This is a genomic window from Pseudomonas allii (genome assembly GCF_055380095.1).
In genome coordinates, this window is the sequence record NZ_AP039450.1 from 4,210,609 (window position 1) to 4,235,793 (window position 25,185).

24 protein-coding genes are annotated in these 25,185 nt (G+C 62.8%); 11 read left to right on the top strand and 13 right to left on the bottom strand.

Annotated features, from left to right (window positions below; genetic code table 11):
- Genes ACZ445_RS19105 through ACZ445_RS19115 form a run of 3 tightly spaced genes read right to left on the bottom strand, consistent with a single transcriptional unit; the run spans position 1 to position 1,595 of the window.
- Positions 1 to 543, bottom strand: a complete 543-nt coding sequence (locus tag ACZ445_RS19105) for a Csu type fimbrial protein (RefSeq protein ID WP_058423892.1) — start codon at positions 541 to 543, stop codon at positions 1 to 3.
- An 18-nt stretch (positions 544 to 561) separates the two neighbouring features.
- Positions 562 to 1,104: a Csu type fimbrial protein gene (locus ACZ445_RS19110; RefSeq protein ID WP_179029286.1), complete on the bottom strand. Its 543-nt coding sequence runs from the start codon at positions 1,102 to 1,104 to the stop codon at positions 562 to 564.
- Complete coding sequence (locus tag ACZ445_RS19115) at positions 1,098 to 1,595, bottom strand: Csu type fimbrial protein (RefSeq protein WP_445764758.1); 498 nt, start codon at positions 1,593 to 1,595, stop codon at positions 1,098 to 1,100. Before ACZ445_RS19115 ends, ACZ445_RS19110 begins: the two co-directional genes overlap by 7 nt.
- A 215-nt stretch (positions 1,596 to 1,810) precedes the next feature.
- Here ACZ445_RS19115 and zapE point away from each other — a divergent pair, with 215 nt between their 5' ends.
- Both zapE and ACZ445_RS19125 read left to right on the top strand, forming a co-directional pair.
- The gene (gene zapE, locus ACZ445_RS19120; protein ID WP_310863698.1) at positions 1,811 to 2,905 is read left to right on the top strand and encodes a cell division protein ZapE; all 1,095 of its coding nucleotides are present in this window, start codon (positions 1,811 to 1,813) and stop codon (positions 2,903 to 2,905) included.
- Positions 2,906 to 2,944: 39 nt separating this feature from the next.
- Positions 2,945 to 4,246 carry a protein kinase gene (locus ACZ445_RS19125; protein ID WP_310863697.1) on the top strand — a complete coding sequence of 434 codons (1,302 nt, stop codon included), beginning with the start codon at positions 2,945 to 2,947 and terminating at the stop codon, positions 4,244 to 4,246.
- Positions 4,247 to 4,289: 43 nt separating this feature from the next.
- Here the strand turns inward: ACZ445_RS19125 and ACZ445_RS19130 are convergent, their stop codons facing one another.
- Positions 4,290 to 4,997, bottom strand: coding sequence for a YebC/PmpR family DNA-binding transcriptional regulator (locus ACZ445_RS19130; RefSeq protein WP_058423896.1), 708 nt, complete (start codon positions 4,995 to 4,997; stop codon positions 4,290 to 4,292).
- A gap of 100 nt (positions 4,998 to 5,097) precedes the next feature.
- Complete coding sequence (locus tag ACZ445_RS19135; RefSeq protein ID WP_464707444.1) at positions 5,098 to 5,955, bottom strand: LysR substrate-binding domain-containing protein; 858 nt, start codon at positions 5,953 to 5,955, stop codon at positions 5,098 to 5,100.
- Between the two features lie 110 nt (positions 5,956 to 6,065).
- On the opposite strand from ACZ445_RS19135, the gene ACZ445_RS19140 reads away from it, so the two are divergent.
- From ACZ445_RS19140 to ACZ445_RS19150, 3 genes are all read left to right on the top strand, one after another.
- Positions 6,066 to 7,187, top strand: a complete 1,122-nt coding sequence (locus tag ACZ445_RS19140) for a 2-aminoethylphosphonate--pyruvate transaminase (protein WP_464707445.1) — start codon at positions 6,066 to 6,068, stop codon at positions 7,185 to 7,187.
- Complete coding sequence (gene phnX / locus ACZ445_RS19145; protein WP_464707446.1) at positions 7,184 to 8,011, top strand: phosphonoacetaldehyde hydrolase; 828 nt, start codon at positions 7,184 to 7,186, stop codon at positions 8,009 to 8,011. Before ACZ445_RS19140 ends, phnX begins: the two co-directional genes overlap by 4 nt.
- Positions 8,012 to 8,125: 114 nt before the next feature.
- Positions 8,126 to 8,683, top strand: coding sequence for a cytochrome b (locus tag ACZ445_RS19150; protein ID WP_058423900.1), 558 nt, complete (start codon positions 8,126 to 8,128; stop codon positions 8,681 to 8,683).
- Here ACZ445_RS19150 and ACZ445_RS19155 read toward each other — a convergent pair.
- Positions 8,673 to 9,557 (bottom strand): 1-aminocyclopropane-1-carboxylate deaminase/D-cysteine desulfhydrase, encoded by an 885-nt coding sequence (locus ACZ445_RS19155; protein WP_464707447.1) that lies wholly within the window; start codon positions 9,555 to 9,557, stop codon positions 8,673 to 8,675. The genes ACZ445_RS19150 and ACZ445_RS19155 overlap by 11 nt on opposite strands.
- 57 nt (positions 9,558 to 9,614) lie before the next feature.
- On the bottom strand, positions 9,615 to 11,654 hold the full coding sequence (locus ACZ445_RS19160; protein ID WP_464707448.1) for an oxidoreductase: 2,040 nt from the start codon (positions 11,652 to 11,654) through the stop codon (positions 9,615 to 9,617).
- Positions 11,655 to 11,866: 212 nt separating this feature from the next.
- Between ACZ445_RS19160 and ACZ445_RS19165 the strand changes: the two genes are divergently transcribed.
- The 3 genes from ACZ445_RS19165 (at position 11,867) to ACZ445_RS19175 (ending at position 15,366) form a co-directional block, all read left to right on the top strand.
- Entirely contained in the window at positions 11,867 to 12,997 is a 1,131-nt protein-coding gene (locus ACZ445_RS19165) for a carbon-nitrogen hydrolase family protein (protein ID WP_464707449.1), read from the top strand.
- Complete coding sequence (locus tag ACZ445_RS19170; RefSeq protein ID WP_310863692.1) at positions 12,994 to 14,022, top strand: AraC family transcriptional regulator; 1,029 nt, start codon at positions 12,994 to 12,996, stop codon at positions 14,020 to 14,022. The genes ACZ445_RS19165 and ACZ445_RS19170 overlap by 4 nt, the downstream gene beginning before the upstream one ends.
- A gap of 333 nt (positions 14,023 to 14,355) precedes the next feature.
- Positions 14,356 to 15,366 carry a transketolase-like TK C-terminal-containing protein gene (locus ACZ445_RS19175; protein WP_081049236.1) on the top strand — a complete coding sequence of 337 codons (1,011 nt, stop codon included), beginning with the start codon at positions 14,356 to 14,358 and terminating at the stop codon, positions 15,364 to 15,366.
- A gap of 23 nt (positions 15,367 to 15,389) precedes the next feature.
- Here the strand turns inward: ACZ445_RS19175 and ACZ445_RS19180 are convergent, their stop codons facing one another.
- The gene (locus ACZ445_RS19180; protein ID WP_179029829.1) at positions 15,390 to 15,860 is read right to left on the bottom strand and encodes a MarR family winged helix-turn-helix transcriptional regulator; all 471 of its coding nucleotides are present in this window, start codon (positions 15,858 to 15,860) and stop codon (positions 15,390 to 15,392) included.
- A gap of 146 nt (positions 15,861 to 16,006) precedes the next feature.
- Between ACZ445_RS19180 and aceE the strand changes: the two genes are divergently transcribed.
- A complete protein-coding gene (gene aceE / locus ACZ445_RS19185) occupies positions 16,007 to 18,667 on the top strand; it encodes a pyruvate dehydrogenase (acetyl-transferring), homodimeric type (protein WP_179029828.1) in 2,661 nt (886 codons plus the stop codon).
- A 1-nt stretch (position 18,668) separates the two neighbouring features.
- Here the strand turns inward: aceE and ACZ445_RS19190 are convergent, their stop codons facing one another.
- Positions 18,669 to 19,442, bottom strand: coding sequence for a DUF2242 domain-containing protein (locus ACZ445_RS19190; protein ID WP_179029827.1), 774 nt, complete (start codon positions 19,440 to 19,442; stop codon positions 18,669 to 18,671).
- Between the two features lie 89 nt (positions 19,443 to 19,531).
- Positions 19,532 to 20,431: a LysR family transcriptional regulator gene (locus ACZ445_RS19195; protein ID WP_464707450.1), complete on the bottom strand. Its 900-nt coding sequence runs from the start codon at positions 20,429 to 20,431 to the stop codon at positions 19,532 to 19,534.
- A 119-nt stretch (positions 20,432 to 20,550) separates the two neighbouring features.
- Here ACZ445_RS19195 and ACZ445_RS19200 point away from each other — a divergent pair, with 119 nt between their 5' ends.
- Complete coding sequence (locus ACZ445_RS19200) at positions 20,551 to 21,723, top strand: MFS transporter (RefSeq protein WP_179029825.1); 1,173 nt, start codon at positions 20,551 to 20,553, stop codon at positions 21,721 to 21,723.
- A 4-nt stretch (positions 21,724 to 21,727) separates the two neighbouring features.
- On the opposite strand, the gene ACZ445_RS19205 is transcribed toward ACZ445_RS19200, so the two are convergent.
- A complete protein-coding gene (locus tag ACZ445_RS19205; protein ID WP_464707451.1) occupies positions 21,728 to 22,216 on the bottom strand; it encodes a DUF2938 domain-containing protein in 489 nt (162 codons plus the stop codon).
- 88 nt (positions 22,217 to 22,304) lie between these two features.
- Between ACZ445_RS19205 and ACZ445_RS19210 the strand changes: the two genes are divergently transcribed.
- Positions 22,305 to 22,742 carry a helix-turn-helix domain-containing protein gene (locus tag ACZ445_RS19210; protein ID WP_058423912.1) on the top strand — a complete coding sequence of 146 codons (438 nt, stop codon included), beginning with the start codon at positions 22,305 to 22,307 and terminating at the stop codon, positions 22,740 to 22,742.
- Between the two features lie 47 nt (positions 22,743 to 22,789).
- Here the strand turns inward: ACZ445_RS19210 and ACZ445_RS19215 are convergent, their stop codons facing one another.
- Together ACZ445_RS19215 and ACZ445_RS19220 are read right to left on the bottom strand one after the other, a co-directional pair.
- Positions 22,790 to 24,664, bottom strand: a complete 1,875-nt coding sequence (locus ACZ445_RS19215) for a SurA N-terminal domain-containing protein (RefSeq protein WP_058423913.1) — start codon at positions 24,662 to 24,664, stop codon at positions 22,790 to 22,792.
- Between the two features lie 231 nt (positions 24,665 to 24,895).
- Positions 24,896 to 25,183 (bottom strand): HU family DNA-binding protein, encoded by a 288-nt coding sequence (locus ACZ445_RS19220; RefSeq protein WP_221034285.1) that lies wholly within the window; start codon positions 25,181 to 25,183, stop codon positions 24,896 to 24,898.
- Positions 25,184 to 25,185: the final 2 nt, after the last annotated feature.

Below are 25,185 nucleotides of genomic sequence, written 5' to 3' on the forward strand. Positions count from 1 at the left end.
CTAGAACGTCAGTTCCACGGCCACGGTGTCGGTGTAGGTGCCTGCCGGCAGCCCCGCCTTGCCCACCGCCCGGCCATAGAGGTTGACGGTCTGTGCCACCCCGGTGCTGGTGGCGAGGGTGATCACACCGTCAATCGCCAGCAGCGCGGAATGGCCGCTGTCAGTGTAGAAATCGTAGGGGACGAAGTTGCCCGCACCGTCGGCCAATGCACGGCTGCCACCGGGGGACGCGCCGTCATGTGCACCGGCGCGCACCTTGACCGCTGGCGTAGTGCCGCTGGAACACAGGATCGACAACGCGCCACCGGTACCCGTACCGCCCAGCAACTGGGCATCGGCGTTGGTGAACAGGCTGTTGGTGGTGCCGAAATTCAAGCTACCGAAGTTCAAGCCGGTAGCCGCGCCCGAACCGTTGACCTGGCAACTGGCGATCAATATCAGGCTGGAGGTGATCTGCCCGGTCACCGTAGTTGCGGCATTGAGGCTGGAGACCATTGCCAGGCCCAGCGCACACACACCCAATCGCGAAACAAGTACATGCATGGTTTTCATCCTCTTGAGTTACCAGTCCAGTGTCACCGTCAACGTGTCGGTGTAGATCCCTGCCGGTAAGGCACTGGTATTTGCCACCACGGAGCCAAACACCGGGATCGGTATCTGGGTGCCCTTGGCCACGACAAAATTGCGTTGTTGCCCGATGCTATAGCTGCTGTGCCCCTGCGGGTCGGCGGACAGTCGATAAGGAATCATCTGGCGCCCATTGCTCAGGCGTCGGGTGGTGCCATCGCCGTTGGTGCCGCCGTCGATGGTCACGGTGAAGCTCGAGACCGAGGGGTTGCACGACACCGCCAGGGGCGCCTTGTCGCCCGCGGTGACGCCAGCACCCAATGGGTTGTTCCAGGTCGGGCCCTGACTGCCGAAGTCGAGCATCGCCGTGCCGCCCGTGGGGTTGACCGGCGCGCTCTCCACGCTTTTGCTCACTTCGCAACTGGCGGTGATCACCAGCCGCGCCTGGATAAACCCGCTGGCGACAGCCGCCTGCACGTCCTCTGCCAGCACCAGCAGGCCGCCCATGGCCACCAGGGCCAGGCAACGGCTTACCATGTCACCGTGACCTTGAGCAGGTCGGTGTAGCGGCCGACGGCGGGGATGTCCTTGAGCGGCTCGATGCGACCATAGAGCGGCAGGTCGACGAAGCCTGTGTCCGGCACCCGGCCGCTGAGCGGCACATCCACCAGCAACGGCACGCGCCGCGCCGCGTCGGCATAGATGCGATAGGGAATGGGTTTGGTCGATGGGGTGGCGCTGAGGTAGCGCACTTCGCCGGTGCCACCATGCAGGCCGCCATCGACGCGGACCTGGTACGGTGTGTCGGGGTTGCACTCCAGGCGCGGCTGGCGCTGGCTGATCAGCGCCGCACTCAGGGGCCCGGCCGGGTCATCCAGACGCGAGCCGCTGCCGAAATCCAGTATGCCCAGTTGCTCGATGCCAGCGCTGCGGGTGGTGCCCACCAACTGGCAGCCGCGCTGCACGTCGATACGCACCTCCACCTGGAGCTGCGCACCGTAAGCCGTGTTGCAGAGCATCGCGCCCATGACTGCCAATACTGCTCGTCCCTTCACTGCCCCAAATCCTTGTACAGGGGTGACTGCTGTGTAGGAGGTTAGTCACTCAGCGAGAAACTGCCAGTCTGGACAGGATTACCTTCACGAGTTGCCTTTTCGAGATAGCTGGGAGCGCCCTTCGCTATTGGTCAAAACGCGGCGAGCGCCCTAAAGTGAGCGACCACCGAAATACAGAGTGACTTGCATTGGCCGCGCTTTCCCTGATCCGTCGCCTGCTCGGCCAAAAGCCCGGGCCCCTTGGCACTTCGCCCATTTCCGCGTTTTTTCAGCAAAAGGCCGAGCAACAGGGTTATACCCTGAGCACCGGTCAAACTCGCGCAATTGCCGCCCTGGCCCGGGAAACCCAGCAACTGCTCGCCGGCCAGCCCGCCCGCAGCCTGTACCTCCACGGCCCCGTGGGTCGCGGCAAAAGCTGGCTGCTGGATGGGTTCTTCCAGGCGTTGCCGATCGCCGAGAAGCAGCGCGTGCACTTCCATGATTTTTTCGCCCAACTGCATCGCGGCATGTTCACGCACCGTGCGCAGGACGATGCCCTGGCCGCGACGCTCGATGAACAGTTGGCAGGCTGCCGGGTGCTGTGTTTCGACGAATTCCACGTGCATGATATCGGCGATGCCATGCTGATCACGCGGCTGTTCAAGGCCCTGTTCGAGCGCGGTGTACTGGTGCTGGTGACGTCCAACTATGCGCCGCAAGGGTTGCTGCCCAACCCCCTGTACCACGAGCGCTTCAAGCCGGTGATCGACCTGATCGCCGCGCGCATGGAGGTGTTGGAAGTCAGCGCGCCTCAGGACTTTCGCAGCCTGCCCCAGGCCCGGAGCGCGCAACGTTTTACCTGCGGCCACTACGTGTGGCCGGGCACCCAGGATCAGCGGGCAGCGCTCGGCCTGCCCGCCGCAGACAGCCCGCCCCGCCCCCTGGGCGTCGGCCATCGGACCTTGATGTGCCGCCACCATGAAGGGCGCAGCATTGCCTTCACCTTCAACGACCTGTGCGAACAACTGACGGCGGTGATGGACTACCTGCTGCTGTGCCAGGACTACGACCACTGGATCATCGACGGCCTGCCTCAACTGGCGAACTGCCCGATTGCCGTGCAGCAGCGCTTTATCAACCTGGTGGATGTGCTTTACGACCGCGACAAGCACCTGGTACTGATCGGCGAATTACCGCTCGAGGTTGCCTTGAGCGGCCAGGCCATCGACCTGGCCCGCACCGCCAGCCGTCTCGGACAATTGCAGCAGGCCTCCCCGCAACACACCCCCGACCCGGTATCATGAGCGCCTTTCACGCCTTCTTGCCGAGTGACCGCGCCGTTCATGAATACCCTCGCCCAACTCAAGGCCGGCCAATTGGCCGGCATTACGCGCCTGGACCTGTCCTGCGGGCTGACCGAATTCCCCCGGGAAATCTTCGAGCTGGCCGACTCCCTGGAAATCCTCAACCTCAGCGGCAATGCCCTGCGCAGCCTGCCCGAGGACCTGCACCGCCTGCCACACCTGCGGGTGCTGTTCTGCTCGGACAACCTGTTCACCGAGCTGCCGGCTTGCCTCGGTCAATGCGCCAACCTGAGCATGATCGGCTTCAAGGCCAACCAGATCAGCCACGTACCCGCCGCCGCGTTGCCGCCGCTGCTGCGCTGGCTGATCCTGACCGATAACCGCATCAGCGCACTGCCCGAGGCATTGGGTGAACGGCCCTTGCTGCAAAAACTGATGCTGGCCGGCAACCACCTGGCGCACCTGCCGCAAAGCCTGGCCGACTGCCACAACCTCGAACTGCTGCGCATCGCCTCCAACCGCTTCACGCGCCTGCCGCAGTGGCTGTTGACGCTGCCGAGCCTGACCTGGCTGGCCTACGCCGGTAATCCGGTGGAAATGGCAGTGACGGTGGCGGGTGAAGACGCCACGCCGGACATTCCCTGGTCCGAACTGGAACTGGCTGAAGTACTGGGCGAAGGCGCGTCCGGCGTGATCCGCAAAGCACAGTGGACACCCTCAAACACGCCCGTCGCCGTCAAGCTCTATAAGGGCAGCATCACCAGCGACGGCTCACCGCTGCACGAAATGCAGGCCTGTATCGCCGCCGGGTTGCACCCCAACCTGATCAAGGTCGAAGGCCGCGTGATCGGCCACCCCGATGACCAGGCCGCCCTGGTGATGGACCTGATCGACCCGAGCTACCGCAACCTCGCGGCCCTGCCGAGCCTGGCGTCGTGCACCCGGGATATCTACGCACCGGACACCCAGTTCAGCCTTGAAGTGGCGTTGCGCATGGCCCGTGGTATCGCCTCGGTAGCGGCGCACCTGCACCGGCACGGCATCACCCATGGCGACCTGTATGGCCACAATATTCTGTGGAATGAAGCAGGTGACTGCCTGCTCGGGGACTTTGGCGCCGCGTCGTTCCATGCCACGGCGGACACCTTGGAAACCAGGGCGTTGCAGCGTATTGAAGTGCGTGCGTTCGGGATTTTGCTGGGGGAATTGCTGGAGCGGGTTGAGGAACAGGTGAGCAGCACATTGGTCGAGCTGCAGAAAAACTGCTGTCAGCACGAGGTACTGGCACGGCCTGGATTCGAAGAGATCGAAGCGATCCTGGAATCAATCCAACTTCGCTGATCCGATGCGGGAGGGGGCAAGTCCCCTCCCGCATTGTGAGGGATCAGCCAGCCAGGCCGACGAACATATCCTGCACGTCATCGTGGTTGTCCAGGCCTTCGAGGAAGGCTTCGACTTCCGCCATCTGCTCATCGCTCAAACCGCTCACCGGGTTCTTCGAGAGGTAGCCGAGCTTGGCCGACAACACGGTAAAACCCTGCTCCGGCAAGGCTTTCTGCACGGCGTCGAGGTCGGTGGTCTCGGTGATGAACAGGGTGGTGCCCTCTTCTTCACCTGCTTCGAAATCCTGGGCGCCGGCTTCGATGGCGGCCATTTCCGGATCGGCGTCCGGGCTGTCCGGCGAAGCTTCGATCAGGCCAACGTGGTTGAAATCCCAGGCCACGGAACCGGAAGCGCCCAGCTGGCCCTTGCGGAAGGCCACGCGGATTTCCGCCACGGTGCGGTTGATGTTATCGGTTACGCATTCGACGATCAGCGGCACCTGGTGCGGCGCAAACCCTTCGTAGGTCACACGGTGGTATTGCACGGTTTCGCCGAGCAGACCGGCGCCTTTCTTGATGGCGCGGTCCAGGGTTTCCTTGGGCATCGAGGCCTTTTTGGCCTGTTCCACCACCAGACGCAGGTGCGCGTTGGTCGCGGTGTCGGCGCCATTGCGGGCGGCGATGGTGATTTCTTTCACCAGCTTGCCGAAGATCTTGCCCTTGGCATTGGCTGCCGCTTCTTTATGTTTGACTTTCCACTGTGCGCCCATGACTCACTCTCTTTATGTCCATCGCGCCGAAACGTCTACTGGCCGGCGCTTTGGGGGCAGAGTTTATAGCGCAAAAACGCATCGTTCCACCAAAAAACCGTCAGGGCGCCAACTCGAAAAACGCCTGGATCAGGCGCAATGCGCGGCGCCGTTCCATGCAGCCGAGCAGGTGACGGTTCACCAGGCCATCACCCTGGATCGGCACCGCGCACACCCGCGGGTCGGGGCTGACCTCCATCGACGACACCACCCCAACACCCAATTCGGCAGCCACGGCTTCCGTCACCGCCTCGCGACTGTCCAGCTCCAGCAACACCTTGGGCTGTACACCGGCAGCCAGGCAAGCACCGTCAAATGTGCGCCGGGTGATGGAGTCGGGTTCGCGCAGCACCATGATGACCTCATGCAGTTGCTCCAGCTGAACGCCCTCGGCTTGCCTCGCCCACGGATGCGCCACCGGCACCAGCGCGCAGATCCGCGATTCGGCCAAAGGCTGCAGGTGCAGGCCATTGCGCGGCTCGACCTCGGTCAGCACCGCCACGTCCGCATGCTCGGACAACAGCGCCGCCAGGGTTTCCTGAGCATTGCCCAGGCGCAGGTTCACGGTGATGCCCGGGTAGCGCGCACGCAGGCTGGCGATCATCGGCATCACCAGGTGCGGACCGTCCGCCGCCACTTCCAGGCGCCCGGTGAGCAATTGGCGATTGGCTTCCAGCAGGCTCTGCGCCTCGTCCACCAGACCGAAGATCGCCCGGGTGATGGCCGCCAGGCGCGCGCCTTCCTCGGTCAATTCCACCCGTCTTGCCGTACGGCGCAATAAAGGGATCTGGTAATACTCCTCCAGGGCCTTGATGTGCCCGGTCACCGCCGGCTGGCTGATGAACAGCCGCGCAGCGGCACGGGTAAAACTGCCCTCGCGGGCCACCGCATCGAATGCGCGCAATTGGAACAGGTTCATAGCTATCGGCCTCACTGATAGCTCGCATAACAACAAACAATTTGATTGATAACAAGCCAAACTGCAATTTAGGCGTCGTAGATTCAACCGATGCTTCGCGAGGTTTTGTAATGACGACGCCCATCCTGCTGACCCCCGGCCCCTTGACCACCTCGAACCGCACCCGCCAGGCCATGCTGGTGGATTGGGGGTCATGGGACGACCGCTTCAACCAGCTCACTGCCAGCGTCTGCGAACAGTTGCTGGCAATCATCGACGGCGTCGCCAGCCACCATTGCGTGCCCTTGCAAGGCAGCGGCACCTTTGCCGTCGAAGCCGCCATCGGCACCCTGGTCCCGCGCGACGGCAAGGTGCTGGTGCTGATCAACGGCGCCTATGGCAAGCGCCTGGCGAAAATCTGCGAAGTACTGGGCCGCGCGTTCAGCACCTTCGAAACCGCCGAGGACCAACCCACCACCGCCGCCGATGTGGACCGCCTGCTGCACGCCGACAAGGCCATTACCCACGTCGCGCTGATCCACTGCGAAACCAGCACCGGCATTCTCAACCCCTTGGCCGAGATCGCCCAGGTGGTGAAACACCACGGCAAGCGCCTGATCGTCGACGCCATGAGTTCCTTTGGTGCGCTGCCGATCAACGCCCGCGAAGTACCGTTCGACGCATTGATCGCCGCTTCGGGCAAGTGCCTGGAAGGCGTGCCGGGCATGGGCTTTGTCTTCGTCGGCCAACAGGCGCTGGCCGCCGCCGAAGGCAACTGCCACTCCCTGGCGATGGACCTGTTCGACCAGCACAGCTACATGACCAAGACCGGCCAATGGCGCTTCACCCCACCGACCCACGTGGTGGCGGCCCTGCATGAAGCGCTGCTGCAATACGCCGAGGAAGGCGGCCTGCCCGCACGTCATCAACGCTACGCCAATAACTGCCAGGCGCTGCTGGACGGCATGGCCGAGCTGGGCCTGCGCAGTTTCCTGCCGGCCGCCATCCAGGCGCCGATCATCGTCACCTTCCACGCCCCCCAGGACCCGCACTACCAGTTCAAGGACTTCTACGAGCGTGTCAAGGCCAAGGGTTTCATCCTGTATCCGGGCAAATTGACCCAGGTGGAAACCTTCCGCGTGGGCTGCATCGGCCATGTCGACGCGAGCGACATGCACGCCGCCGTCAGCGCCATCGCTGACGTACTGCAGGCCATGGGTATCACCCTCTCATCGATTGGAGCACACGCATGAACTATCAAAACCCCAACACCCTGCAAGCCGTGATCCTCGATTGGGCCGGCACCGTGGTCGACTTCGGCTCCTTTGCCCCGACGCAGATCTTTGTCGAAGCCTTCGCCGAATTCGACGTGCAAGTTTCCATCGAAGAAGCCCGTGGCCCGATGGGCATGGGCAAGTGGGACCACATCCGCACCCTGTGCAATCAACCGCAAGTCGCCGAGCGCTACCGCAACGCCTTCGGTCGCACACCCACCGACGATGACGTGACGGCCATCTACCAGCGCTTCATGCCGTTGCAGATCGAGAAGATCGCCGAACACTCGGCGCTGATTCCCGGCGCCCTCGACACAATCGCCCGGCTGCGGGTGCAAGGCATCAAGATCGGTTCGTGCTCCGGCTACCCCAGGCAAGTGATGGACAAGGTGGTCGCCCTGGCCGCCACCAACGGCTATATCGCCGACCATGTAGTTGCCACCGACGAAGTGCCCAACGGTCGCCCATGGCCGGCCCAGGCCCTGGCCAACGTGATCGCGCTGGGCATCGACGATGTGGCGGCGTGCGTGAAGGTCGACGACACCGTGCCGGGCATCCTCGAAGGCCGCCGCGCCGGCATGTGGACCGTCGCCCTGACTTGCTCCGGTAATGCCCTGGGTTTGACCTACGAGCAGTTCCGCGCCCTGGATGCGGCCACACTGGCCAGCGAGCGCAAGCGTATCGAAGCCATGTTCGCAGGCTCACGGCCGCACTACCTGATCGACACCATCAACGACCTGCCTGCGGTCATCACCGACATCAATGCGCGCCTGGCCCGTGGGGAAATGCCGCAGAGCGACTGATAGAGGTCAACATCACGGCACTTACCCAAGGCAAACCGCTCAAAACCGGCATACAGTTAAAGCACTCCATCGCCAAAGAATGGAGGTTCGCCCTGATGAGTGAGGAACCCAGCGATGCCGTGGAAAAACTCCGATACACGCTACAGCACCATGTCGATTGCGTTGCACTGGTTGATGGTAGTGCTACTGGCGGTGGTCTACGCCTGCATTGAGTTACGCGGCCAGTTTCCCAAAGGCAGCGGTGCACGAACGTTGATCGTCGAGATGCACTTCATGTTCGGCCTCACCGTGTTTGTGCTGGTGTGGCTGCGCCTGTTCGCACGCAGCCTGGGGGTGGCGCCGAGGATCGTACCGGCGCCGCCGCCATGGCAGAGCCTGTTGGCGACGCTGATGCACGTTGCGCTGTACGCGTTGATGATCGGCATGCCGATCGCCGGCTGGCTGATTGTGAGTGCCGAGGGGCATTCGGTGATGTTCTATGGCATGGAATTGCCGCCGCTGATCGCGGAAAACAAGGCGCTGGCCAAGCAGATTGAAGGCTGGCATGTGCTGTTCGGCAAGATCGGTTACTGGTTGATCGGGCTGCATGCACTGGCCGGGATCGCCCACCATTACATCCTGCGGGACAACACGGCGTTGCGGATGATGCCGGGCAAACGCGCTAACCCTTGAAGCCTCGCTGGCCTTGCAGCCCACCGGTGTGGACGAAGACCAGGCGCGTGCCGGGGGCGAAGCGCCCGGCTTCGATCCGGGTCTTCAAGGCCAGTAACGCCTTGCCGGTGTAGAGCGGTTCCAGGGGCACGCCGCAGGCCTGTTGGGTGGTGTCGATGAAGTCGAGCAACTCGGCGTCGACTTTGGCGAAGCCACCTCGGCTGGCGTCCAGCAGTTCATAGCCGCCCTGCACGATGACCTCGACGTTCTGCGCCACACCGTGGTCATCCGGCACCGCCATGGCGCCGTACACCGGGTGCGCGCCCGCCTCTGCCAGTGCCAGGCCGGCCAGGGTGGTGCCGGTGCCTGCGGCCAACCACCAGGCGTCGTAATCGGCCCAGCCCACGCTGTGCAACTGCACACGCACCTGCTCGACCAGCACCGCGCAACCCAGGGCGCCCGCCCGACCACCGCCGCCTTCGGGCACGCGGTGCAGGTGCGGATACTGCTCACGCCACGGCAACCAGAAACCGGGTTCGTGACGCGCGCGATAACCGCCATAGCCCAGCCAATGCAGTTGCATGCCGAAGGCTTTCAGATCAAGGACGGTGGGCGTTTCTTGCGGGTGCCCGCGCAGCAGGCCGACGGTGGGGAAACCGAAGCGCTTGCCGGCGGCGGCCAATGCATGCAGATGGTTGGAGTAAGCCCCGCCCAGGCTGATGAGGCCGCGAGCGGCTTGCGCCTGGGCCAGGTGCCCGGTGAGCTTGAACCACTTGTTACCGCTGATCAGCGGGTCGATGCGGTCCAGGCGCAGCACGGCCAGCTCGACACCTCTGAGCCAATCCAGGTGCAGCGGTTCAAGCGGTGCGTGGGGAAGCCAATCGAAGGGACCCATCGGGCGGGATCTGCATGAAAAACGGGGCGGTAGTCTACCACCGCCCCGCCCCGGGTCTTACAGCTCGGCCGCGAGGCGCGAGCCCTGGTTGATGGCGCGCTTGGCGTCCAGCTCGGCCGCCACATCGGCGCCGCCGATCAGGTGCACGTTCTGGCCGGCGGCGACCAGGCCGTCCTGCAATTCGCGCAACGGGTCCTGGCCGGCGCAAATGACGATGTTGTCCACCGCCAGCACCTGGGGTTCGCCTTCAGCGCCAATGCGGATGTGCAGGCCCGCATCGTCGATCTTCAGGTACTCGACGCTGTTGAGCATCTGCACTTGCTTGTTCTTCAAACCGGTACGGTGGATCCAGCCAGTGGTCTTGCCCAGGCCGTCGCCGACCTTGGAAGTCTTGCGTTGCAGCAGGAACACTTCACGCGCCGGGGCATGGGGTTGCGGCTTGATCCCGGCCACGCCGCCACGGGCTTGCAGTTGGGTGTCGATGCCCCATTCCTTCCAGAACGCTTCGCGGTCCAGGCTGGTGGATACGCCCTGGTGCACAAGGAACTCCGACACGTCAAAACCGATACCGCCCGCGCCAATCACCGCCACGCGCTTGCCGACCGGTTTGCGCTCCAGGATCACATCCAGGTAGTTCAGCACCTTGGCGTTGTCGATGCCCGGGATCGCCGGGGTACGCGGCGCGATACCGGTGGCCAGGATGATCTCGTCATAACCGCCCGCCGCCAGTTGCGCCACGTCCACGCGGGTGTTGAGGCACAGCTCCACATGGGTGGTCTGCAATTTGCGTTTGAAGTAGCGCAGGGTTTCGAAGAACTCTTCTTTGCCCGGCACCCGTTTGGCGATGTTGAACTGGCCACCGATCTCGCTGGCGGAGTCGAACAACGTCACCTGGTGGCCACGCTCGGCGGCCACCGTTGCGGCGGCCAGGCCGGCAGGACCGGCACCGACCACGGCAATCTTCTTGATCTGCTTGACCGGCAGGTAGTTGAGCTCGGTTTCGTAGCACGCCCGTGGGTTGACCAGGCAGGTGGTCAGCTTGCCGCCAAAGGTGTGGTCCAGGCAGGCCTGGTTGCAGCCGATGCAGGTGTTGATTTCATCGGCGCGGCCGGCGGCGGCCTTGTTGACGAACTCCGGGTCGGCCAGGAACGGGCGCGCCATGGACACCATGTCGGCATCGCCCTCGGCAAGAATCTGCTCGGCGATTTCCGGGGTGTTGATGCGGTTGGTGGTGATCAGCGGAATCTGCACCGCACCGCGCAGCTTGGCGGTGACTTTGCTGAACGCGCCACGCGGCACCTTGGTAGCGATGGTCGGGATACGCGCTTCGTGCCAGCCGATACCGGTGTTAATAATGGTTGCACCGGCGCCTTCGATGGCCTTGGCCAACTGCACGATTTCTTCCCAGGTGCTGCCGCCTTCCACCAGGTCGAGCATCGACAAGCGGAAGATGATGATGAAATTCGGGCCGACGGCTTCACGCACGCGGCGTACGATTTCCACCGCCAGGCGCATGCGGTTTTCGTAGCTGCCACCCCAGCGGTCGGTGCGGTGGTTGGTGTGGGCGGCGAGGAACTGGTTAATGAAGTAACCTTCGGAGCCCATGATTTCCACGCCGTCGTACTCGGCAACCTGGGCCAGCAGCGAACAGGTGACGAAATCCTGGATCTGCTTTTCGATGCCCTCTTCGTCCAGTTCCTTGGGCTTGAACGGGTTGATCGGCGCCTGGATCGCACTCGGCGCGACCTGTTTGGGGCTGTAGGCATATCGGCCGGCGTGGAGAATCTGCATGCAGATCTTGCCACCCGCCGCGTGCACCGCCTGGGTCACGATCTTGTGTTTTTGCGCTTCTGCGTCGGTGGTCAGCTTGGCCGCGCCGGCATACACACCGCCCTCGTCATTCGGGCCGATGCCGCCGGTGACCATCAGGCCTACACCGCCTCGGGCGCGCTCGGCAAAATAGGCAGCCATGCGTTCGAAACCGCCGGGTTTCTCTTCCAGGCCGGTGTGCATCGAACCCATCAGGGTACGGTTGCGCAAGGTGGTAAAACCCAGGTCCAACGGGGCCAGCAGATGCGGGTAGGCAGCAGCGGTCATGGTCAAGCTCCACAACGGATCATCACGGGGTGTGACGGGCTCGTGCGGCCCGCCATCGGTTTATGTCCCACAGACTAAGAGGCGGTGGATGACGGCTCAATCACTGAAACTGACAAGTTATTGATCCAAATGCACAGCGCCCCTTGGCAAGCCCGCCCATGGGCCCTACCCTAATCGGCGAACCCTGCACACGGTCTGTTGTCTGTTCCCCCATGCGTAAACTTCTTGCTTTTACCGTCTCCCTGGCGCTGGTTGCCGCCATCGCCGCCTATCTGGTCTGGACCCAGGAGCGCCCCGTGGCGCATTACCTGTCGGACCTGCGGATCACCCTGGCCGTCAACGAAGGCCTGCCTGCCGACCGTGGCAACCTGGTGGGCATCCAGCCGGAGCTGTTCCCCGCCGACTACCAGAGCCTGGAACGCCTGCACCTGAAGCTCGCGGCCTACCTGCAAAAGGCCCGGGACCTGGGGTTGATCAACGACAAGACCATCGTGGTGCTGCCCGAACATATCGGCACCTGGCTGATGCTCACCGGCGAAAAGAACGAGGTGTACCAGGCGCTCCATGTAAAGGATGCGATGAACTGGCTGTCGGTCAGCAACCCGCTGCTGTTCGCCCGCGCCTGGATCAGCGCCACCGGCGACAACCGCACCGACGACGCCTACCTGCGCATGAAAGCCTCGGGCATGGCGCGGGACTATCAGCTGTTGTTTGGCGGTTTGGCCAAGGAATTCGGTGTCACGCTGGTGGCGGGCTCGATCACCCTGCCCAACCCCAGCGTCAGCCAAGGGCAACTGCAGGTCGGCCATGGGGCCTTGTATAACGCCAGCGTGGTGTTTGCCGCCAATGGCTTGCCGATCGGCGATCCGCAGCGCCAGCTCTACCCGATCTACGATGAGCGCGGCTTCATCAAGCCTGGCGATGAAAACATCGTCAGCGTGGTCGACACCCCGGCCGGGCGCCTGGGGGTGCTGGTCGGCAGCGACAGCTGGTACCCGGACAACTACCGCAAGCTCAACGAACAAGGCGCGCAATTGATCGCGGTGCCGGCCTTTGTGCTGGGGCGCGACACCTGGGACCGCCCTTGGCGCGGCTTCAAAAGCGTGTCCACCCCGACCGAAATCAGCCTCAAGCCCGAAGAACTCAGTGAGGGCGAAGCCTGGCGCCGTCTTACGCTGATCAGCCAGCAGCCGATCAGCCAGGCCAGCGCCGGCATGAGCGTGTTCCTGCGCGGGCAGTTCTGGGACCTGGGCACCGCCGGGCACAGCTTTCTCAGCAGCAACGGGCAAATCAGCGCCGATGGCGAGGCCCGTGGCGCGCGCTTGTTGAATATCTGGTTGTGAAACCGGTACGGCTGGGGGACCTGTCGGTGGGCTTCGTGCACAGCCTGGCCGATGCCATCCACAGCCACGGCCTGGACCCGCAGCCGCTGCTGCTGCAATACGGACTCGACCCGGCGCGCCTCGCCGAAGCCGGTGCACGCTTGTCGATCCCGCGCTACATGCGCCTGGGCCACGCTGCCATCCAGCTCACCGGCGACCCAGGCCTGGGCCTGCGCATGGGCCAGCTCAGCCGCTTGAGCCAGGCGGGGCTGGCCGGTGTCACCGCGGCCCAGGCGCCCACTGTGCGGGAGGCGGCGCGCGCGCTGACACGCTTCGAGGCGCTGTATGGCTCCAACTATCGCGGGCAGTCGAGCTTCGTCGAGGATGCCGAGGGCGCCTGGCTGCGGTTCTACTCCATCAGCCCCTACAACGCCTACAACCGCTTTGTGGTGGACTCGATCATCGCCGGCTGGCTGCATCAGTTGTCGAGCCTGGCCCGGCAACCGGTGCAGGCGCAGCGTATCGACATTGAGTTCGAGGCGCCGGAGTACAGCGAACGCTACGACACGCTGGGAGACGTTCACTTCGGCGCCGACGCCAATCAACTGCGCCTCGACCAGCACACCCTGGCCCTGCGCAACCCGCAGCACTGCCCGAGTACCTGGAACCTGTTGGTGCAGCTGTGTGAACGAGAGTTGGAGCAACTGACCCGCACCCGCAGCCTGCGCGAGCGCATTACCCGTTTGCTCGGGCCGATGCTCAATGGCGGCCGGGAACCCGACCTGGAAGAAGTGGCGGCACGCTTGAAGCTGCCGACCTGGACGCTGCGCCGCAAACTGGCCGATGAAGGCACTCAGTTTCGCGCGATTCTCAACGATACCCGTCGCGACCTGGCCATGACCTACATCCGCGACACGGAACTGGCGTTCGGCGAGATCGCCTACTTGCTCGGTTTTGCCTCGGCCCAGGCATTTCAACGGGCCTTCAGGCGGTGGAACAACCAGACCCCAGGGGAATTTCGCCGCAGTCAGCGGCATTCCGCCTGAAGTCGGTCTTACAGCTCTGTAGCGTCGTCTGCCGGTTCCAGCGGGTCCAACTCAATCGCATGGTACTCGAGCAGTTCTTCCTGGTAATCGTCCATGGCGGACTCCTTCTTGCGTTAACAGGGGTTGCAGATAAATGACCTGCATCACCAGCCTAAAGTGCCGTGATGACGAAAAAATGTCGACGTCATGACGTTCCTGCACTCAAGGATTAAACGTAGCAGCGTTGCAGGGATTTAGCACCTGACGGCCGAGAAACCATTGCAATCATTGCAATTGCAATCAAATACAGATTTGCATTAGGGTATGGGCATTCGTCGCCAGGTGACCCTCTCCATGACCGCCGCTACCGCACACGCCGCGCAGCTCTGTATCGACGCCTTGAGCACTGCCACCCCCGCCAGCCGGTCACCGTTGCACACCGTGATCAGCATGGCCAGCACCCTCGAATCCAGCCGCCAGGCCTGGGTGATCCACGGCCAGTCGCACTCCCGACGCGTGGGTAACTGGCCCGCCTGGTTCGCCCGCAACGCCGTGGAAAAACCCTTGCTGTACCTGCACAGCGCGCACTCGGCGGCACAGTTGAGCGCGCTATCGAACGTTACCCGCCAGCGCGGCATCCTGTGCAACGACAGTGAAAACCAACCCTCCCGCTGGCCCAAAGGTGCACAGCCGTCCTTGCCGTTGTGGCTCGCCACTCATCCGCGCTGTACCCCGTATGACCCGGCCTCAGGGGAAGAAGCCCGCGCAATTGTGCTGGCGGCGTTGCAAAGCCTGTATGTCGATGGCAAGCCCGGTTTCTATTACCTCGCGCTGCATGATCAGGACAGCGCAGCGCCCCTGAGCGAGCAGGACCGAGAGGCCGCGCTCAAGGGCATGTACCCACTCCAGTGCAACAGCCCCTTCGACGTGCGGTTGCTCGGCGCAGGCCGCGCGCTTGACGAGGTGGTGCACGCCAGGCGCTTGCTCAAACAGGACTGGAACATCAGCGCGCAGCTATGGAGCTGCCCCAGCTACACACGACTGGCCCGCGAGGCCGCCACGGCTGAACGCTGGAATCGCCTGCACCCCAGGCTGCCCAAGCGCGGTTGCCATTTGCGTGATTGCCTGGCGGGGAGTGCTGCGCCGGTGATTGCGGTGACCGGCTATCCGCAGGCGATTGTCGATCAATTAGGGGCGCACGTGGATGCACGCTTTGTGGCGCTGGGCGCGGGGTCGGTACAGGCGGCGGCGCCGAGTCGATATTGGATCGTGGTATCGGCGCTCGGGGCCTTGGCGGATGAAGGGCGGATCGGCACACGACAAGTGCAGGACGCGATGAAGCGCTATGCAGTGGAATGTGATTGACGGCAAGGCAGCGCCGTGGCGCTTCAGATTTTACGACGGCTGCGGGTTTGGACGCCCGCGTCCATCGCCAGCCCGGCGGTGCGCTCCAACGCGTCGGCAAAGCCCTGGCGCTGCTCGGGCTCCATCTGCGACAGAAACAACTCATCCACCGTGCTTTCGTAGATCTTCCACATCTTTTTACGCAGCACCCGACCGGCCTCGGTGATTGAGGCAAACGCCGCGCGGCCGTCGCCGTCGGAGCGGGAACGTATGACGAGACCGTCCTTTTCCAGACGGTCGACCAGCCGCGTGAGGTTGTAGCGCTCGATGGCCAGTACGTCGGCCAATTCGTGCATGCGGCGGGTGCCGTCGGGGCCGCTTTCCAGGCCCCATAGCGCGTCGTACCAGGCGTACGGCGGCAGGTCCGCCTCAGCCAGGCGACGCTCGATTTCACGGATGACGGTCCTGTGGGCCCTGACAAAACGGAACCATACATCTGGCTCTTTCGACGACATGCAACACCATCCGGGGAATTTCAAGAAGGTTGCAATAGTAGCTCATCCCGCGCTAGATTCGGCCATGTAGTTGCAATTGCAATTATATTTGCCGGCACTCCCACAAGGAGCCTGCCACTTCAAACCTGCCTACCCTGGAGCCTCACATGACCCCGAACAACGCAGTCAGACGCGACGACGACCCACAGGAAACCCGCGAGTGGCTGGAGTCCATCGAGTCGGTGTTGTCCACCGAAGGCCGCCCGCGCGCGCACTACCTGATCGATCAGTTGCTGGATTTCGACGTGGCGCGGCATGGCGACTTCTACGGGCGGGTGACCACGCCGTACGTCAATACAATTTCGGTGGACCGTCAGTTGCCCTACCCCGGCAACCTGGCCATCGAACGCCGTACCAATGCATTTATCCGCTGGAATGCCATGGCAATGGTGTTGCGTGCAGGCAAGCATTCAGGGGTCGGTGGGCATATCGCAACCTATGCGTCAGCCGCCGTGCTGTACGACGTAGGCTTCGACCACTTCTTCCGTGGCCGTACCGAGCGCTTTGATGGCGACCTGGTGTACATCCAGGGCCACTCCTCCCCGGGCATTTATGGCCGCGCCTACCTGGAAGGCCGCATCAGCGAAGCGCAACTCGACAACTTCCGCCGTGAGGCCAATGGCGACGGTATTTCGTCCTACCCGCATCCACGGCTGATGCCGGACTTCTGGCAATTCCCCACCGTGTCCATGGGCCTCGGCCCGATCACCGCCGCTTACCAGGCGCGCTTCATGCGTTACCTGGAATTGCGTGGCCTCAAGCAACACCAGGGGCGCAAGGTCTGGGCTTTCCTCGGTGATGGCGAAATGGACCAGCCGGAATCCCTGGCCGCCATCTCCCTGGCCGGGCGCGAGAAACTCGACAACCTGATCTTCGTGGTCAACTGCAACCTGCAACGCCTGGACGGCCCGGTGCGCGGCAATGCCAAGGTGATCCAGGAATTCGAAAGCCTGTACCGCGCCGCCGGCTGGAACGTGATCAAAGTGATCTGGGGCGGCGGTTGGGATGCCCTGCTGGACAAAGACCACAGCGGCCTGCTGCGCCAACGCATGATGGAATGCGTGGACGGCGACTATCAGAACTACAAGTCGCAGAACGGCGCTTATGTGCGTGAACATTTCTTCGGCAAATACCCGGAGTTGCTGGCATTGGTTGCGGACATGTCCGACGACGATATCTGGAAACTCTCACGGGGCGGGCATGACCCGGACAAGGTCTACAACGCCTACGCCGCCGCTGTGCGGCATAGCGGCCAGCCTACGGTGATCCTGGCGAAAACCGTCAAAGGCTTCGGCATGGGTGAAGCCGGCGAAGGCCAGAACATCAACCATCAATTGAAGAAGATGGGCGCTGACGCGGTAAGGGCCTTCCGCGATCGCTTTGGCCTGGAAGTCGCCGACGAACAACTCGCTGACATCCCCTACCTCAAGCCCGCTGTTGACAGCGAAGAAGCCCGTTACTTCGCGGCGTGCCGCCAGGCGCTGGGCGGCTATGTGCCGGCACGCCACAGTGCGGTCGCCCCCTTGCAGATTCCCGAACTCGCCGCCTTTGCTACCCAGCTCAAGGACACCGGCGAACGGGCGATCTCCACCACCATGGCCTTTGTGCGCATCCTCGGCACCCTGCTCAAGGACCCGCACCTGGGCAAACTGATCGTGCCTATCGTGCCGGATGAGTCGCGCACCTTTGGCATGGAAAGCCTGTTCCGTCAGATTGGCATCCACTCCGCCGTAGGCCAGCTCTACACCCCGCAGGACGCAGGGCAACTGAGCTACTACAAGGAGAGCAAGGACGGACAGATCCTGCAGGAAGGCCTGAATGAATCCGGCGCCATTTCCTCGTGGATCGCGGCCAGTACGTCCTACAGCAACCACGGCTTGATGACGTTGCCGTTCTATATCTTCTATTCGATGTTCGGCTTCCAGCGGGTCGGCGACCTGGCCTGGGCCGCCGGCGATGCACGGGCACGCGGCTTCCTGCTGGGGGCCACCGCCGGCCGCACCACGCTGATGGGCGAAGGTTTGCAACATGACGATGGGCACAGCCATATCCTGTCGTCGGTGATTCCGTGCTGCATGTCCTACGACCCGACCTTTGCCTACGAGCTGGCGGTGATCATTCGCGAAGGCATGCGGCGGATGTACGTGGAACAGGAAGACATCTACTACTACATCACCCTGCTCAACGAAAATTACCCGCACCCGGCGATGCCCGCAGGGGTGGAAGACGGGATTCTGAAGGGCATGTACCCGCTCAAGACCAGCGAGCAGGCCCAGGTGCAACTGATGGGCAGTGGCTCAATCCTGCGCGAAGTGATCGCGGCGGCCGAGCTGCTTGAGCAGGACTTCGGCGTGCAAAGCACTGTGTGGAGCGCCACCAGCCTCACCGAACTGCGCCGTGACGGGCATGCAGCCGAACGCTGGAACCTGCTGCACCCGCAAAGCGAGCCTCGGGTGAGTTATGTGGAGCGCTGCCTGGCCGGGCAGGCGGGGCCGGTGGTGGTGGCGACGGACTACATGAAGCTGTTCGTCGATCAGATCCGCCCCTTCGTCCATGGCCGACGCTTTGTGGCCCTGGGCACCGACGGCTTCGGGCAATCGGATACCCGTGAAACCCTGCGCACGTTCTTCGAAGTGGACCGGTATTTCATCGCGCTGGCGGCCCTGAAGGCGTTGGCGGATGACGGTGTGATCGGTCGTGAAAAAGTCAGCGAAGCCATCAGCCGCTACGGGATCAACGTCGACAAGGCCGACCCCGTAGCGGTCTGAATTACTGCGCAGGCGTCGGCAGGGGCGGAATCGCTTCTGTCGGTGCCGGCAAGTCCGGGTTGCTGGTGGCCGGTGCAGGTTCCGCTTGCGGCGCAATCGGCGCAGCCTCGGCAGGCGGCGTGACGGGCTGGGACACCGCTGGCTCTTCCTTCGGCGGCTCGACTTTCTCGGCCGCCGGTGCGGTTTTAGGTTCCGGCACACCCAGCTCGGCTTTCGGCTGCTCGGGGATATGCGCGGCCTTCTTCACCTCCTGAGGCAGGAACACGTCCACCAGCGCAAAGTAGCGCTCGTAGAATTTCGGCGCCGAAACGGTCTCGCTCGCTACCTTCACCATCGAGTCATCGGTAGAGCCGATCGGCATCGACACCGACCCCAGCACGCCCACGCCCAGGCTCGCGGAGTTGTTGACCTTCTTCAGCGCATAACGGTCCTGCAAGGCGTTGGCGAACATGGTCGAATGATTGGCGCCTTTACCATCATCGGCGCACACCACGTTGAAGCTGATCTGCAGGTGGGTCTCACCGGTCTGCTGGAAGCTCTTGTTGCCCACCACCAGTTTCGGATCGCTGCTGGTGATGATGTAGCCCTGGCTCAGCAAGGCACGACGCGCCGCTTCGCACGCCGCCACATCGGTGACCGGGTAATCGCGGGAAAACGTACCGGAGTCGTCGAAATTCTCATGTTCATAAATGGCGGTCTTGGGTGACGAGCAGCCCGCGGCGCCCGCCAGCACCAGCGCCAGCCCGAGGCTACGCAAGTGAAATGATGTCGACATTGAAAATCCTGAGGAAAACGGTGCGGGCGGTATTGTGCAACAGAACGAGGCCTTGGCGCGCGCATTCCTGTCGGTAAAACGTCACAGTCCTACCGCGTACCGGTCGTAGGAAAAAGCCCTGCACACATATGATCAATAAACACGCGCAATTTGACCGAGGCATGGCGACTTGATGGCCATAACATCCAGAAACTGCCCCGGTGTTCCAGGCAGTCATCCAGCACCCTTTGCAGGCGTCCCTCCTGCACGGCCTGATTGACCATATAGTCCGGCAGACAAGCAATCCCCAACCCTTCGAGCACCACATGCTTGAGGGACTCGATGGTGGTACTGACCAACGGGGTGCGCAGGACCGGCTCCGAGGCGCCGGGCACCAGGCGTAGCGGCCAGGGTTCGAGCTTACCGGTGGCGCAGAACTTGTGGCGCAGGCAAGCATGGCCGTTCAAGTCCTGCGGCTGTCGTGGGGTGCCATTCTGGCGAAAATAGGCTGGCGTGCCCACCAGCACCAACTGGTAATGCCCCAGGTGGCGAGCCATCAAGCGCGAGTCTTCAGGCTTGCCGGTGCGAATCACTGCATCGAAACCTTCCTCGATCACGTCCACCATGCGGTCGGAAAAATCCACATCCAGCGCGATCTCCGGGTAGGCACGCATGAAATCGCTGAGCACCGGCATCAACAAGCCGCGCACCTGCGGCACGCTGATGCGCAACGTGCCACGGGGCATGGCGCTGGCGTCCGTCAGCTCCCGCTCGGCCGCCTCGACCTCGGCCAGGATCCGCCGCGAACGTTCCAGGAACAGCGCGCCTTCACTGGTCAAGGTGATGCTGCGCGTGCTGCGATGAAACAGCCGCACGCCGAGGCGCTCTTCCATCCGTGCGATGCTTTTGCCAACGGCCGACGATGAAACGCCCAGCACGCGCCCGGCGACGGTGAAACTACGCGTTTCTGCCACCTGTACGAATACAGAAAGGCTACCCAGACTGTCCATGAGCGAGTCCCTGGAAATTGCGGACTCCTACGTCCGATAAGTTCGGAACCTTAGCCTGTTTTTCCGTAGACCACAGCCCCCTACTCTGTCGACTTGCCCATTTGCATGGATAGAGCGCGATGACCTCCCTCACCGATTCCGCCGTGACCGCCCGAAAAGAAACACTGCCATTGGGGGGATTGCTGGCCCTGGCCAGCGCCGGTTTCATCACCATCCTGACCGAAGCCATGCCCGCCGGGCTCCTGCCACAGATGGGCGATGGCCTCGGCGTGTCGCCCGCGCTGGTCGGCCAATTGGTCACGCTGTACGCCCTTGGATCACTGCTGTCGGCCATCCCGCTGACCCTGTTGACCCGAGGCTGGCGGCGCCGTCCCTTGCTGCTGGTCGCAATTGGCGGCTTTGCCCTGGTCAACAGCGTGACCGCGCTCTCCAGCCACTATGGGCTGACCCTGGTGGCGCGCTTCTTTGCCGGTGTATTCGCCGGACTGCTGTGGGCGCTGTTGGCAGGCTACGCCAGCCGAATGGTCGCCCCCCACCTGCAAGGCCGGGCCATCTCAGTCGCGATGCTGGGCGCACCGCTGGCCCTGTCACTGGGTGTGCCAGCCGGCACCTTTCTGGGGGCTGCGGTTGGCTGGCGCCTGAGTTTTGCAATCATGACCGGGCTGACGCTGGTGCTCCTGATCTGGGCACGCCTGCAACTGCCGGATTTCGCCGGCGAACCGGCGGGGAAACGCTTGGGGCTGCTTCAAGTGTTCAGCTTGCCGGGTATTCGTCCGGTGCTGTGGGTGACTTTTACCTACGTGCTCGCCCACAACATTCTGTACACCTACATCGCCCCGCTGCTGGTGCCGGCGGGGATTGCCGCCGATATTGACCAGGTCCTGCTGGTGTTCGGCCTTGCCGCGTTGCTGAGCATCTGGCTGGCGGGTGTATTGATTGATCGGTGGCTGCGCACGCTCCTACTGATCAGCTGTGCACTGTTTGGCCTGATCGCCTTGGCGCTGGCCTTCTGGATGAACCTGCCGACGGTTATCTACCTCGCGGTCGCGCTGTGGGGCCTGGCGTTCGGCGGGTTGCCTGCGTTGCTGCAAACCGCACTGGCCAAATCGGCAGGTGAGTCGGCGGACGCCGCGCAATCGATGCTGGTGACCGTGTGGAACCTGGGCATCGCTGGCGGCGGTTTGGCAGGCGGCGTATTGCTCCAAGGCTGGGGCGTCGGGGCGTTTCCCTGGGCGGTTGTGGTGCTGACGCTGTGGGCACTGGCCGGGGCGTCGAGAGGCGCCCGCAGCTGAAGAATCAATAAGACCGTACCTGGCTGAGCACCACGGCCGAAAGATACAGACCGGCACCAAACACGCCATGGGACAGCACACTGCGCAGGCGATTTCTCCAAGGTGTTGGTGTGCGAGACGCCGCCCCCCCCGCGCCCATCGCGGGCTGCATCACAAAGTAAGGGATCACCACCGTCAGCGTGCCCACCATCAACGCAGGCAACCATTGGGGATCATGCACCCATTGCACGCCGTAGATACTCACCAACAGCGCCGCAAAGGCGATACCCACGGCATAGTGAATCGCCCAGCCCAGCGCCGATTCGCCGCGTACCGGCGAGGCCTTGCCGATACTGGCATGGGCAAACGTGCCGTGACGCAGGTGGCCGGCCCAGCGGCCCACCATCGAGTAATCGAGCGTTGTAATGCCCAAGCCTTTGAGGATCATTGACCACACATCCATCACGGCGGTCGCCCCAACCCCGATCAATACCAGCCTTACTCCTGCTTCCATCGACAACATGACCTGCCCTCTGATTGATGAGACCTTCGTTCACAGGCAGGATAGAAGTTGAAGTCAACTTCAAGTCAAGGGAGGCATCATGGATATCTCGGAAGTGGCCCGGCGTACGGGACTGCCCTCCTCTACCGTTCGGTTTTACGAGAAGGTAGGGTTGATCACCGCGACCAGTGCCCCAGGGGAACGGCGCCACTTCAGGCCCGCCGTGCTTGATCAGTTGGCGCTGATCGCCCTCGGGCAGGCCGGCGGCCTGTCCCTGGATGAAATCCGCAGCATGCTGCCCTTCGAGGGCGCGTTGCAGGTGGACAGGCAGTTGTTGCTGGATAAGGCAGACAGCATCGACGCGACCATCAAGCGCCTGAAAGCGATGAGCCAGGGTTTGCGGCATGCCGCAGACTGCCCCGCACCTGACCATGGGCAATGTCCGAATTTCCAGCGCTTGCTCAAGGTCGCGGCAGGCTCCCTGAAAAGGGGCAGGACGAAACGTGCGTCACCGGTCATCCCACTCCAGCGCCCATGAAAAAGCCCCCGGTCTTTTCAGGCCGGGGGCTTTTTATTCAACCGACATCAGTACTTCTTGATGTCAGCCTTGGTTTCCAACTGCTTGCGGTAAGCCGCGAAGTCCTGCTGGCCGACACGGGAGGCGAGGAAGCGGCGGTATTGCGCCTTTTCTTCGTCCGTTGGCGCAGCCGCTTCGTTGACGCCGTTCAAGCGCACGATCACCAGGCTACCATCCGCCAGGGTCACGGTGGTGAAGGTCGGTTTGTCCTTGGCCGCAGGCTTGGGCATGCGGAACAGGGCTTGCAGCACGGCAGGGTCGATCGCTTCCTGGCTACGGGTAGCCGCTTCAGTGACCTTCCAGGCCTGGCCGTCGACCGGCTGGTTCAGCGGGGTCTTGCCATCACGCAAGCTGGCGATCAGCTCGTCAGCGTGAGTCTTGGCAGCCGCGCTGGCGCGCTCCTTGGCCATCTGCGTGCGAATCGCCGCTGCGACGCTTTCCAGCGGCAGTTGCGAAGGCTTCAGGTGCTCTTTGGCACGCAGCACGATGATGGTTTCCGGATCCAGCTCGATGGCGCTGCTGTTGGCACCCTCATCCAGCACTTCCGGGCTGAACGCAGCGGTGACCACGGCACGGTTGGCCGCAACACCTTCGCCACCTTCACGGCCAAACGGCGCGGAGGTGTGTACGGTCAGCTTCAGGTCGGACGCCGGCTGGGCCAGGTCGGAGGCTTCAAATGCCGCATCTTCCAATTGCTTGGTCGCTTCGACATAACGCTGCTCGACTTGCTGGGTCTTGAGCTCTTTGGTCAGCTTGTCTTTCAGGCTGGCAAAGGTTGGCACTTGCGGTGCTTCAACGCCCAACAGCTTGATCAGGTGCCAACCGAAGCTGCTGCGCACCGGTGCCGATACCTGGTCCTTGTTCAACGCGTACAAGGCGGTTTCGAAGTCCGGATCGTAGACGCCAGGGCCGGCAAAGCCCAGGTCACCGCCGTTGTTGGCCGAACCTGGATCCTGGGAGAACTCCTTGGCCAGGGCTTCGAACTTCTCGCCCTTGGCCAGGCGTGCCTGGATTTCTTCGATCTTGGCCTTGGCTTGCGCGTCGGTCGTCTTGTCGTTGACTTCAATCAGAATGTGCGCGGCACGACGCTGTTCAGCGAGGTTGGCGATTTCTTTCTGATAGGCGGCCTGCAGCTCATCATCCTTCACCGTAACCTGGTCGAAGAAGGAAGACTTCTTCAGTTCCAGATAGTCGATGACCACTTGATCAGGGGTCATGAACTCTTTGGCGTGCTGGTCGTAGTAAGCCTTGACCTCGTCGTCGGTGAGCTTCACCGCCGCAGGGTTGGCCTTGATGTTGACGGTGGCGAAATCGCGGGTCTGCTTTTCCAGGCGGGCGAATGCCAGGACTTCGGCGTCGGTCACGAAGCCGCTGCCAGCGATGCCTGCGCGAACCTGACCGATCAGCATTTCCTGGGTCAGCATCTGACGAAATTGCATACGGGTGTAGCCCAGCTGACGGATCACCTGGTCAAAGCGTTCAGGGCTGAACTTGCCATCGACCTGGAATTCCGGCGTCTGCAGGATCACCTGGTCCAGCGCAGCTTCAGAGAAGCCAAACTTGGAATCGGCGGCGCCCTGCAGCAGCAGTTTGCGATCGATCAGACCCTTCAGGGCCGCTTCGCGCAGCAGTTTTTCGTCCAGCAGCGAAGCATCGAAATCCTTGCCCAGCTGTTGCATCAGCTGGCGGCGCTGCATGTCGACGGCCTGGCTCAGTTCGGTCTGGGTGATTTCTTCACCGTTGACCTTGGCCACGTCCTGCTTGTTGTTACCCGAAGCCTGGAAAATGGCCTCGATACCGGTGAACGCCATCAACGCGACGATGATCCCGATAATGGTCTTGGCAATCCAGCCTTGTGAATTGTCCCTGATATTTTGCAGCATGCGTCCCCCAGAAACGGTTGAACTTCAAGAATAGGCAACCGTGGAGCGTGGGTAGAGTACGGATATAAGAAAGGCGCATCCAAGGATGCGCCTTCTCGCAACTGGCGGAGCGGACGGGGGTTTTCGTTCTCCCCCCGGCTTGGCGACCCGATGCATACATGGGTCTGCTGGCCGCTCCGCTGCCAGGTCGAACCTGCGTCCGACCCGGGTAGGTAAAGGCTTGATCGAAGCTTAGTTAACGGCTTCTTTCAGGGCTTTACCGGCTTTGAAACCTGGTTTCTTGGCAGCAGCGATTTGCAGTGCTTTGCCAGTCTGTGGGTTACGGCCAGTGCGAGCTGGGCGGTCAGTCACAGAGAACGTACCGAAGCCTACCAGTACCACGGAGTCGCCGGCCTTCAGAGCGCCAGTGACGGATTCGATTACTGCATCCAGCGCACGGCCAGCAGCAGCTTTCGGGATATCAGCGGATGCAGCGATAGCATCAATCAGTTCCGACTTGTTCACTCTAAGTCCCCTTATAT

What these genes read in the sequence shown, in the direction of transcription:
- ACZ445_RS19190 (WP_179029827.1), bottom strand. Translation starts at nt 19,442, where the DNA reads ATGTCGACATCATTTCACTTGCGTAGCCTCGGGCTGGCGCTGGTGCTG.
- ACZ445_RS19140 (WP_464707445.1), top strand. Translation starts at nt 6,066, where the DNA reads ATGACGACGCCCATCCTGCTGACCCCCGGCCCCTTGACCACCTCGAAC.
- ACZ445_RS19165 (WP_464707449.1), top strand. Translation starts at nt 11,867, where the DNA reads ATGCGTAAACTTCTTGCTTTTACCGTCTCCCTGGCGCTGGTTGCCGCC.
- ACZ445_RS19215 (WP_058423913.1), bottom strand. Translation starts at nt 24,664, where the DNA reads ATGCTGCAAAATATCAGGGACAATTCACAAGGCTGGATTGCCAAGACC.
- ACZ445_RS19200 (WP_179029825.1), top strand. Translation starts at nt 20,551, where the DNA reads ATGACCTCCCTCACCGATTCCGCCGTGACCGCCCGAAAAGAAACACTG.
- phnX (WP_464707446.1), top strand. Translation starts at nt 7,184, where the DNA reads ATGAACTATCAAAACCCCAACACCCTGCAAGCCGTGATCCTCGATTGG.
- ACZ445_RS19125 (WP_310863697.1), top strand. Translation starts at nt 2,945, where the DNA reads ATGAATACCCTCGCCCAACTCAAGGCCGGCCAATTGGCCGGCATTACG.
- ACZ445_RS19195 (WP_464707450.1), bottom strand. Translation starts at nt 20,431, where the DNA reads ATGGACAGTCTGGGTAGCCTTTCTGTATTCGTACAGGTGGCAGAAACG.
- ACZ445_RS19135 (WP_464707444.1), bottom strand. Translation starts at nt 5,955, where the DNA reads ATGAACCTGTTCCAATTGCGCGCATTCGATGCGGTGGCCCGCGAGGGC.
- ACZ445_RS19175 (WP_081049236.1), top strand. Translation starts at nt 14,356, where the DNA reads ATGACCGCCGCTACCGCACACGCCGCGCAGCTCTGTATCGACGCCTTG.
- aceE (WP_179029828.1), top strand. Translation starts at nt 16,007, where the DNA reads ATGACCCCGAACAACGCAGTCAGACGCGACGACGACCCACAGGAAACC.
- ACZ445_RS19150 (WP_058423900.1), top strand. Translation starts at nt 8,126, where the DNA reads ATGCCGTGGAAAAACTCCGATACACGCTACAGCACCATGTCGATTGCG.
- ACZ445_RS19210 (WP_058423912.1), top strand. Translation starts at nt 22,305, where the DNA reads ATGGATATCTCGGAAGTGGCCCGGCGTACGGGACTGCCCTCCTCTACC.
- ACZ445_RS19105 (WP_058423892.1), bottom strand. Translation starts at nt 543, where the DNA reads ATGCATGTACTTGTTTCGCGATTGGGTGTGTGTGCGCTGGGCCTGGCA.
- ACZ445_RS19205 (WP_464707451.1), bottom strand. Translation starts at nt 22,216, where the DNA reads ATGGAAGCAGGAGTAAGGCTGGTATTGATCGGGGTTGGGGCGACCGCC.
- ACZ445_RS19155 (WP_464707447.1), bottom strand. Translation starts at nt 9,557, where the DNA reads ATGGGTCCCTTCGATTGGCTTCCCCACGCACCGCTTGAACCGCTGCAC.
- ACZ445_RS19115 (WP_445764758.1), bottom strand. Translation starts at nt 1,595, where the DNA reads ATGGGCGCGATGCTCTGCAACACGGCTTACGGTGCGCAGCTCCAGGTG.
- ACZ445_RS19110 (WP_179029286.1), bottom strand. Translation starts at nt 1,104, where the DNA reads ATGGTAAGCCGTTGCCTGGCCCTGGTGGCCATGGGCGGCCTGCTGGTG.
- ACZ445_RS19130 (WP_058423896.1), bottom strand. Translation starts at nt 4,997, where the DNA reads ATGGGCGCACAGTGGAAAGTCAAACATAAAGAAGCGGCAGCCAATGCC.
- ACZ445_RS19180 (WP_179029829.1), bottom strand. Translation starts at nt 15,860, where the DNA reads ATGTCGTCGAAAGAGCCAGATGTATGGTTCCGTTTTGTCAGGGCCCAC.
- ACZ445_RS19160 (WP_464707448.1), bottom strand. Translation starts at nt 11,654, where the DNA reads ATGACCGCTGCTGCCTACCCGCATCTGCTGGCCCCGTTGGACCTGGGT.